7 protein-coding genes are annotated in these 8,501 nt (G+C 74.4%); all 7 read left to right on the top strand.

The window, feature by feature from the left end:
• Positions 1-443: 443 nt before the first annotated feature.
• The 7 genes from ACZ4XX_RS34430 to ACZ4XX_RS34400 all read left to right on the top strand — a co-directional run bounded on the left by ACZ4XX_RS34430 (position 444) and on the right by ACZ4XX_RS34400 (position 8,320).
• Entirely contained in the window at positions 444-2,087 is a 1,644-nt protein-coding gene (locus ACZ4XX_RS34430) for a sensor histidine kinase (protein WP_468511784.1), read from the top strand.
• Positions 2,087-2,488: a roadblock/LC7 domain-containing protein gene (locus tag ACZ4XX_RS34425; protein WP_017236514.1), complete on the top strand. Its 402-nt coding sequence runs from the start codon at positions 2,087-2,089 to the stop codon at positions 2,486-2,488. Before ACZ4XX_RS34430 ends, ACZ4XX_RS34425 begins: the two co-directional genes overlap by 1 nt.
• Complete coding sequence (locus ACZ4XX_RS34420) at positions 2,485-2,838, top strand: DUF742 domain-containing protein (protein WP_468511783.1); 354 nt, start codon at positions 2,485-2,487, stop codon at positions 2,836-2,838. The genes ACZ4XX_RS34425 and ACZ4XX_RS34420 overlap by 4 nt, the downstream gene beginning before the upstream one ends.
• Positions 2,819-3,448 carry a GTP-binding protein gene (locus ACZ4XX_RS34415; RefSeq protein WP_468511782.1) on the top strand — a complete coding sequence of 210 codons (630 nt, stop codon included), beginning with the start codon at positions 2,819-2,821 and terminating at the stop codon, positions 3,446-3,448. The genes ACZ4XX_RS34420 and ACZ4XX_RS34415 overlap by 20 nt, the downstream gene beginning before the upstream one ends.
• Positions 3,445-4,674, top strand: coding sequence for a cytochrome P450 (locus tag ACZ4XX_RS34410; RefSeq protein ID WP_468511781.1), 1,230 nt, complete (start codon positions 3,445-3,447; stop codon positions 4,672-4,674). Before ACZ4XX_RS34415 ends, ACZ4XX_RS34410 begins: the two co-directional genes overlap by 4 nt.
• A complete protein-coding gene (locus ACZ4XX_RS34405) occupies positions 4,671-5,912 on the top strand; it encodes a cytochrome P450 family protein (protein ID WP_468511780.1) in 1,242 nt (413 codons plus the stop codon). The genes ACZ4XX_RS34410 and ACZ4XX_RS34405 overlap by 4 nt, the downstream gene beginning before the upstream one ends.
• A 392-nt stretch (positions 5,913-6,304) precedes the next feature.
• Positions 6,305-8,320 carry a hypothetical protein gene (locus tag ACZ4XX_RS34400; protein WP_468511779.1) on the top strand — a complete coding sequence of 672 codons (2,016 nt, stop codon included), beginning with the start codon at positions 6,305-6,307 and terminating at the stop codon, positions 8,318-8,320.
• The last annotated feature ends 181 nt before the right edge of the window (positions 8,321-8,501 follow it).

The following is an 8,501-nucleotide window of genomic DNA, read 5'->3' as shown; positions in this document are numbered from 1 at the left end:
TCGCCCCCCCGATCCTCTCTGTTCGCCTGGAGGGGGTGGAACAGACGACCCCCCCCCCCCCCCCCCCCCCCCCCCCCCCCCCCCCCCCCCCCCCCCCCCCCCCCCCCCCCCCCCGTCGCTGCAGTCCCCGCTCTCACGTCGGCGACTGCGCCATGGTGCGCGTTCGCAAAGACCGCTCACCGCGATCGTCGTCCGACGCATCCTCCGCCGCGCCAGAGCGAGTAGGGCGGTGTCGGGAACAGAGGAATGGTCAGGAAGCGCTTACCGTACGGTACTTCCTGCGTGGACAACAAGTTCGGACCTTCTTGGGCGCAGTACCGGAGAAGCATGCCCTCCGGCGAATGCCGATCCGATCACAAGAGTTCCAAACTGATCAACAACGCATCTATAGTGCCGTCGTTGCGACTCCTATTCCCGTGTGCCTGCTCCCGAGAGTCTGGTTGATGTCGGCGTCACCCACCCCCTTCCGTCCTGCCCTGACCGCCTCGCTGCTCACCGCCGCCGCGGGTGGTGCGCTCGCCGTGGCCGCCGTCGCCGCGGCACCCGGCGGAGTCCGCGCTCCGCTCGGCTGGTTCGCCGTCTGCGGTGTCCTGCTGCTCTCGGCCGCGGCCTTCGCCGTGACCTGGTACGGGCGGACCGCGCGCGTACTCGCCCGGCGGGCCGAGACCCTCGCGGCCGAAGTCGCCTCCAAGGAGGCGTACCTCGCCCGGTTCAAGGCCGCCGCCGAGCGCGAGGCGGCCACCCTCGAGGACCGCCGGGAGGCGGAGTCCTCCGCCGCCCGGGCGGCCCACGCGGCCCAGGCCGAGGAACTCGCCCGGACCCACGCCGCCGAGATCGCCGAACTGGGCCGGCAACGCGCCGCCGAGACCGCGCGGCTCGAAACCCGGCTGCGCCGCGCGGAGTCCGGCCGGTCCGCCGCCATGGCCGCCGCGGCCAACGCCGCCGGCCGCATGCAGGCCCTCTCGACGAGCATGCTCGCCGACCTCCGCGAGATGGAGCACCGGCACGCCGACGAGGACGTCCTGACCGACCTCCTCCACCTCGACCACCGCACCGCACAGGCCGGCCGGCTCGCCGACTCCGTCGCCGTGCTCAGCGGGGCCCGGTCCGGTCGGCGCTGGGCCCGCCCCATCGTCATGGAGTCGATACTCCGCGGCGCCATGGGCCGGATCAGCGGCTACCAGCGGGTGCGGCTGCACTCCAGCAGCGACGCGGCCGTCGCCGGGCACGCGGCCGAGGGCGTCATGCACGCCCTGGCCGAACTCATGGACAACGCGGCGAACTTCTCGCCGCCCACCGCCGAGGTGCACGTCTACGTCGAGGAGGTCCCGGCCGGCGTCATCATCGCCATCGAGGACAGCGGCCTCGTGATGAGCGACGTGCAGCAGCGCCGTGCGGAGGCCGCCGTCGGCTCCGCGCCGCAGGACCTGGCGGGCCTCTCGGGCACGCGCCTCGGACTCGCGGTCGTCGGCCGGCTGGCGCACAAGCACGGCCTCACCGTGTCGTTCCGCCCCTCCGCGCGCGGCGGCACCGGCGCCCTGCTGATGCTGCCGCAGGAGCTGATCAGCCACGCACCCGCGGAACCGGCGGCCACGCCTGCCGACGCGCTGCCGCCGGTCTCCGGCCGGGGCCTGTCCGCCCCCGCGACGACCGGCGCCCCGGCCCCGATCGTGGCCCCCGGGCCCGAGACCGTGCACGACAGCGCGGCGGAGAGCACCGGCGAGCACCCGCGGTTCGGCGAGAGCGGCCTGCCCCAGCGCCGCCGCGGCCGGGCCATGGCCGCCGCCCACCCCGAGGGGCCGCAGGCCGCCGAGAAGGCGCCCGCCGATGGGCCGCGCACCGGCGCGGCCGCCGGCGCGGCGAACCGGTTCGGCTCGTTCCGGCGCGCGGTCCGCGGCACCACCTCCCGGCCGGACGGCGAGCCCGAGGGCGGCCCCGTGCCGGAGACCCCGGCCGCGTCCGCCGCGTCCGGCGGCGACGACCGGCCCGGCTCCTCCTCCGTACCCACCGATCCGGCCGGCCCGGCGTCCGCTCCGCGGACACCGTCGCCGACCTCGAACCCCCCGTACCCGGAAGGCACCTCGTAATGACCGGCTCCACCACCGACGAGAAGCTCAGCTGGCTCCTGGAGGGCCTGCTGGAACGCACCCCGGGCACCCGGCACGCCCTGGTGCTCTCCCGTGACGGCCTCAAGCTGTGCCGTACCCCCGAGCTCTCCGTCGACCAGGCCGACCAGCTCGCCGCCATCGCCGCCGGCATCCAGAGCCTGTCGCACGGTGCCTCCGTGGAGTTCGGCGACGGCACCGGCGGGGTCCGCTCCGCGATCGCCGAGTTCTACGGCGGCATCCTCTTCATCGTCGAGGCCGGCGAGGGCGCCCACCTCGCCGTCGTCGCCGACGAGGACGCCGACGCCGGCCTCGTGGGCCACAACATGTCCGAGCTGGTGGAGCAGTTGGGCGAGCACCTGGTCGCGAGGCCCCGGGGATGAGTCGCGGCAGACCGGGCCGGGACGACTCCCCCGACCGGCTCTACACCCTGACCGGCGGCCGCAGCCGCGCCGGCTCCGACGCCTTCGACCTGGTGACCCTGGTGGTCTCCGAGAGCGACCCGGTCACCGGCATGCAGTCGGAGCACGCCGCCATCCTGCGCATGTGCCGGTACCCCACCGCGGTGGTGGAGATCGCGGCCGGGCTCGGACTGCCGGTGTCGATCACCCGGATCCTCCTGGCCGACCTGCACGACACCGGCCGGATCAGCGCCCGGCATCCCCGTGCGTCGTACCGCCTTCCCGATCACGACATCCTGGAGCAGGTGCTCGTTGGACTCCGTAACCTCTGAACAGCGCCAGACCCTGCACAGCACCGCCGACAACGGACTGAAGATCGTCGTCGTCGGCGGATTCGGAGTCGGCAAGACCACCCTCGTCCGCTCGGTCAGCGAGATCCGTCCGCTGAACACCGAGGAGACGATGACGCAGGCGGGCGAGGGCGTCGACGACACCGCCGGGGTCGCCGCCAAGTCGGCCACCACCGTGGCGTTCGACTTCGGCCGGATCTCGCTCGACACCCACAACGTCCTGTACCTGTTCGGGGCGCCCGGCCAGGAGCGGTTCTGGTTCCTGTGGGACCGGCTGTTCTCCGGGACGCTCGGCGCGGTGGTGCTCGTCGACACCCGTCGGCTCGCCGACTCCTGGTACGCCATCGACCGCCTGGAGCACCACGGGACGCCGTTCGTCGTCGCCTGCAACGACTTCGGCGGTCCCGCCCACACCCCCGCCCAGATCCGCGGGGCCCTCGACCTCGCCGACGAGGTTCCGCTGGTCTTCTGCGACGCCCGGTCGCGCGAATCCAGCAAGCAGGTCCTCATCTCGCTCGTCGAGCACCTGCGGACCGTCGTCGCCCCGGCCCCGCAGCCGATCCCGCAGCCGATCCCGGAGCCCACCCCGTGACCCTCCCCGAGCACCCGCCCGTCCCCCTGAGCGGGCCGCGCTTCCAGACCGACCCCACCGAGCTGTACCGGCAGATCCGGCGCGACCACGGGGCCGTGGCCCCCGTCGTGCTGGACGGCGACGTACCGGCCTGGCTGGTCCTCGGCTACCGCGAGCTCCACCAGGTCACCAGCGACCCGGCCCTCTTCTCCCGCGACTCCGACCTGTGGAACCAGTGGGACGCGATTCCGGCGGACTGGCCGCTGCTTCCGATGATCGGCCGCAAACAGCCGTCCATCCTCTACACCGTCGGCGAGCGGCACCGCGAGCGCGCGAACGTCATCTCCACGGCCCTGGAGGGCATCGACCCGTTCGTACTGAAGGAGCGGGCCGAGCACTTCGCCGACGAACTGATCGACGCGCTGTGCGCCAAGGGGTCCTGCGACATCATCGCCGAGTACGCGATGCTGCTGCCGGTACGCGTCCTCGCCAGCGTCTACGGCTTCTCCGAGGAACAGGGGCCGGGGCTCGTCACCGCCCTGAACGACATGATCAACGGCCAGGAGGGCGCGCTGGAGGGCCAGCGCCACCTGGCGGAGTCCATGTTCGCCCTGCTCGCCGCGAAGGCGGAGGAGCCGGGCGACGACGTGGCCTCCCGGATGCTCGGCAACACCGTCGGCTTCACCGTCGAGGAGGTCGCCCAGGACCTGATGGTGATGCTGGCCGCCGGCCATCAGCCCACCGCCGACTGGATCGGCAACTCGCTTCGGCTGATGCTCACCGACGACCGTTTCGCCGCCTCGCTGTCCGGCGGCCGGCACAGCGTCGGCGAGGCGATGAACGAGGTCCTGTGGGAGGACACCCCCACCCAGAACGTCGCCGGCCGCTGGGCCTCGCGCGACACCCACCTCGGCGGGCGCCGGATCGGCCGCGGCGACCTGCTGCTGCTGGGCCTGGCCGCCGCCAACTCCGACCCGCACGTACGCGCCGACGCCGGCCGGCTCACCGGCGGCAACAACGCCTACCTCTCCTTCGGCCACGGCGAGCACCGCTGTCCCTTCCCCGCGCAGGAGGTCGCCGAGACCATCGCCCGCACGGGGATCGAGGTGCTGCTCGACCGGCTGCCGGACGTCGACCTCGCGGTCCCCGCGGCCGACCTCGCCCGCCGCCCCTCGCCCTGGCTGCGCGGACTCACCGCGCTCCCCGTGACCTACACCCCGACCCCCGCCCTTGGAGCTCTTGGATGACCTGCCCGCACGCCCACGCCGCGTCCGCCGCCGACGCCATCGCCCTGGACCCGTTCGTCTCCGACCTCGACGGCGAGAGCGCCCGGCTGCGGGCCGCGGGCCCGCTCGCCCGTGTCGTCCTGCCCGGTGGGGTGGCCTGCTGGGCCGTCACCCACCACGCCGAGGCGCGGCGGCTGCTCACCGACGCCCGCCTGGTCAAGGACATCGACGTCTGGGGGGCCTGGCAGCGCGGCGAGATACCCATGGACTGGCCGCTGATCGGCCTCGCGAACCCCGGCAGGTCGATGCTGACGGTCGACGGCGACGAGCACCGGCGGCTGCGCACGCTGGTCGCACAGGCGCTGACCGCGCGCCGGGTGGAGCGACTGCGCGAGGGCATCGAGGCCCTGACCACGGGGATGCTGGACCGGCTGGCGGAGCGCCCGGCGGGTGAGACCGTCGACCTCAAGGCCGAGTTCGCCTACCCGCTGCCGATGAACGTGGTCAGCGACCTCATGGGCGTCGACCCGGTCGACCACCCGCGGATGAAGGCCCTGTTCGAGAAGTTCTTCTCGACGCAGACGCCGCCCGAGGAGGTGCCGCAGATGATGGCGGACCTGGGCACGCTGTTCGCGGGGATCGTGGCGGGCAAGGTCGAGAAGCCCGGTGACGACCTGACGAGCGCGCTGATCGAGGCGTCGGAGGGCGGCGACCGCCTCACCACGGAGGAGATCACCAACACCCTCCAGCTGATGGTGGCAGCCGGGCACGAGACGACGATCAGCCTCATCGTGAACGCCGTCGTGGCCCTGGAGACCCACCCCGAGCAGCGTGCCCTGGTCCTCTCCGGGGAGGTGCCGTGGGCGAACGTGATCGAGGAGACCCTGCGCTGGTCGACGCCGACCTCGCACGTGCTGATCCGCTTCGCGACCGAGGACATCGAGGTGGGCGACCAGGTCCTGCCCAAGGGCGAGGGCCTGATCGTCTCGTTCGGCGCGATCGGCCGCGACGAGGAGCAGCACGGCCCGACCGCGGGCTCGTTCGACGTGACCCGTACGCCGAACCGTCACATCTCCTTCGGTCACGGCCCGCACGTCTGCCCGGGCGCCGCCCTCTCCCGCCTGGAGGCGTCGGTGGCCCTGCCCGCGCTCTACGCGCGATTCCCGGGGCTGCGTCTCGCCGTCGCGCCCGAGGAGCTGCGGAACAAGCCGGTCGTCACGCAGAACGACCTGTTCGACCTCCCGGTCGTGCTGGCCTGACAGCCGTACCGAGGGGAGGGAGCCCGGCGGCCGGCAGCCCGGCAGCCGGGTTCCCTCTCCGGGACCGGCCGGGACGAGAGCGCCCCGGACGCGAGCAGCGGACTCCGCGGACGGAGGCGTCGCAGGTCCGCGGCGCCCAGCGGACACACAGCGGGCGGAAGACCCGCAGAAATGTGGCGAGCAGCAGGCGGTACGCAGCCTTTTCGCCGAACACCGTCCCCAGACCGACGCCCGAGCTCCGGGCCACTGTCCCGTGGGCCCGCCGCGGATCGCGTCGGTCAGGCCTCCCCACGGCGTGTCGCACGCACGGTGCGAGTGAGGCTCGCGGTCCGGGGGACCCCCAGAGCACGCGTCCGAGGTGACCGCTCCCCGCGCCTCTCGTTTGCACAGGCATGCAGTCCCACGACACCGTCCCCAGTACTGACATATCGCCGGCCGCGCCGCCGCGCCCCGGCCGGAGCGACGCCGAGGCGGCGCTCGTCGAGCACTATCCACGGCTCGTCCGGCTCGCTCACCTGATTCTCCCGCCCGCCCTCGGCAGGCATCGCCGGGTGCTCGCCGCGCACGCACTCGTACAGAAGTCCCTCGCGGCGGCGGCTCCGTCACGCCCCGGCCCGGCGCCCGGACCGACGGTTCCCGCGCAGCGCGGCGAGCCGGGACCGGTTCTCGCCTGGCTGCGGGCAGGGGTCGTGTCGGCCGCGCTACGGGCGGCCGCCCGCCCCCGGTGGACTCTCGGGCGGATCCCGCTCCCCACCGTCCTGGGCCTGCGGCTCTTCCCCCGGGCCGGCGGCGACGACGAGCTCGCGCTGGAATCCGCGCTGGCCTCGGTGCCCCCGGAGGTACGGGCCGCCTTCGCCCTGCGCGTCCTCGAAGGCCTCACCGCGCAGTCCGCCGCGCTCCTCCTCGCCGCCGCGGGCGTGTCCGCGCCGGACGAGGCGCTCCGCACGGCCGAACGCCTCCGCTCCACCGTCGGCACCGATGCCGAATCGCTCCTGCACGGCGCGGAGTTCGACCCCTGCACCGTGCAGGCGCGACCGACGGACCTGTTGCGCCGCCGGCACCGGACGCGACTCACCGCCCTTGCTGCCGCCCTGCTGCTCGCCGGGTCCACCACCGCCGTGCTCGCTCTGCGGTCCGAGCCGCCCTCGCCCTCCACGCCGTCGCCGCCCGCCACGGCCCTCGTCGCCGCGTCCGCGCGCGCGGCCGACCCCGAGCTCCTGCTCAGGGCCCCTGCCGACCGATGGTCCGACACCGCTCGCGTCGATCTGACGCAGTGGCCCGCCCGCGGGACGAGGACCGGTGACACGGCCCTGCTGTCCCGTGCCCTCGACGCCTGGGCGCAGAGCGCCGACGACCGGACCGGGGTCCGGGTGACCGTCACGTCCGGCACACCGACCACCCCGCCCGCCGCACCGGCACGACTGCTGTTCGCGGGCCCGGTCGACGGCTCCGCCGTCGTGATCCTCTACGACGGCGACGGCGACCGGATCATCCGGTACGCCGAGCCGACGACCGACCGGGGCGGTGCGGTCCTCGAACTGGCCCGGGCCGATGCCGCGGACGTGACCACCGGCGCGGCGGTGGCGGTGAGCAGGACACGCCTCGGCGTACGGTTCCTGCTCGCCCCCTGGATCGACGAGAGCGCGGTGCGCGACCTCCTGCGGCCCGACGTGCCCGCCCGGCGGCTGGCCGTCTCCGAGGAAGGCGTCACCGACCCCGTACCGCAGGCGCCGGGCGACTGCGGCCGCAGTCCCGCGCTGCAGGTGCGCTCCTCGAACCGGATCGTCGAGGACCACTCCTTCCTGCTGGCGGACCTCGGGGAGCTCAGCCCGGCGCACCTGACGTGGACCCCGGCACCGGGGACCGGAGCCCCGGCGCGCCAGCCGCGAGAGGCGACGTCGGCGGCGGGCCTCGCCGCCTGGGCCCGTTCGGCCTGCGCGCTGCCGGGGTTGCGCGGAACGGGCGTACGGGCCGTGAACCGTTGGGAGTTCGCCCAACAGGCGCTGCCGGAACGGGCCGGGCGCGCCACCTGGACGTGCACGCGCGCGGAGAGCTGGGACGGGCGCGGTCGCGTGGCGGTGGCGTGGGAAGGTCCGGACGCACGCAGCCGACCGGTACGGGGGCCGGGGCCGGTCCCCGAGGACACGGCGGCGTGCAGTCGCTTCGGCCAGCACCTCCTGGCCGGGGCGTACTGGACGGCGCCGTCCGGGGCGCGGTACTTCCTCGCCGCCGGCAGCCGCGCCGTGACCGCGGTCACCGTCCGTGGTCCCGTCTCCGCCACCGTACGAGGCCGGTTCCTCACAGTCCGCACGAACGCGGCCGGCCAGGTACGGCTGACCGGCACGGTGCCCGGTTCGGATGAACTGCGGGGCTGGGGAGAGGCGGAGCAGGAGTCCGGCGGATCGTGACGCCGGCGTGGCCGGCTCTGCGTGGCTCGTGCTGCGTGGCTCGTGCTGCATCGCTCGCGCTGCATGGCTCGGGGGGGGGGGGGGGGGGGGGGGGGCGCTCCCCGGCACCCCGCCCGCGGGGAGGGATATGGAAGAGCGTATCCCCCTCGACGCCCCTATGACCCGTACGGTCGCTCCCTCT

The sequence above is a fragment of the Streptomyces sp. NPDC029956 genome, from assembly GCF_055574655.1.
Note: the sequence above shows the minus strand (reverse complement) of the source record. Positions and strands in the feature narration are given on the sequence as shown.

Coding starts and splice junctions, on each gene's coding strand:
- ACZ4XX_RS34400 (WP_468511779.1), top strand. CDS start 6,305: ATGCAGTCCCACGACACCGTCCCCAGTACTGACATATCGCCGGCCGCG.
- ACZ4XX_RS34420 (WP_468511783.1), top strand. CDS start 2,485: ATGAGTCGCGGCAGACCGGGCCGGGACGACTCCCCCGACCGGCTCTAC.
- ACZ4XX_RS34430 (WP_468511784.1), top strand. CDS start 444: ATGTCGGCGTCACCCACCCCCTTCCGTCCTGCCCTGACCGCCTCGCTG.
- ACZ4XX_RS34405 (WP_468511780.1), top strand. CDS start 4,671: ATGACCTGCCCGCACGCCCACGCCGCGTCCGCCGCCGACGCCATCGCC.
- ACZ4XX_RS34425 (WP_017236514.1), top strand. CDS start 2,087: ATGACCGGCTCCACCACCGACGAGAAGCTCAGCTGGCTCCTGGAGGGC.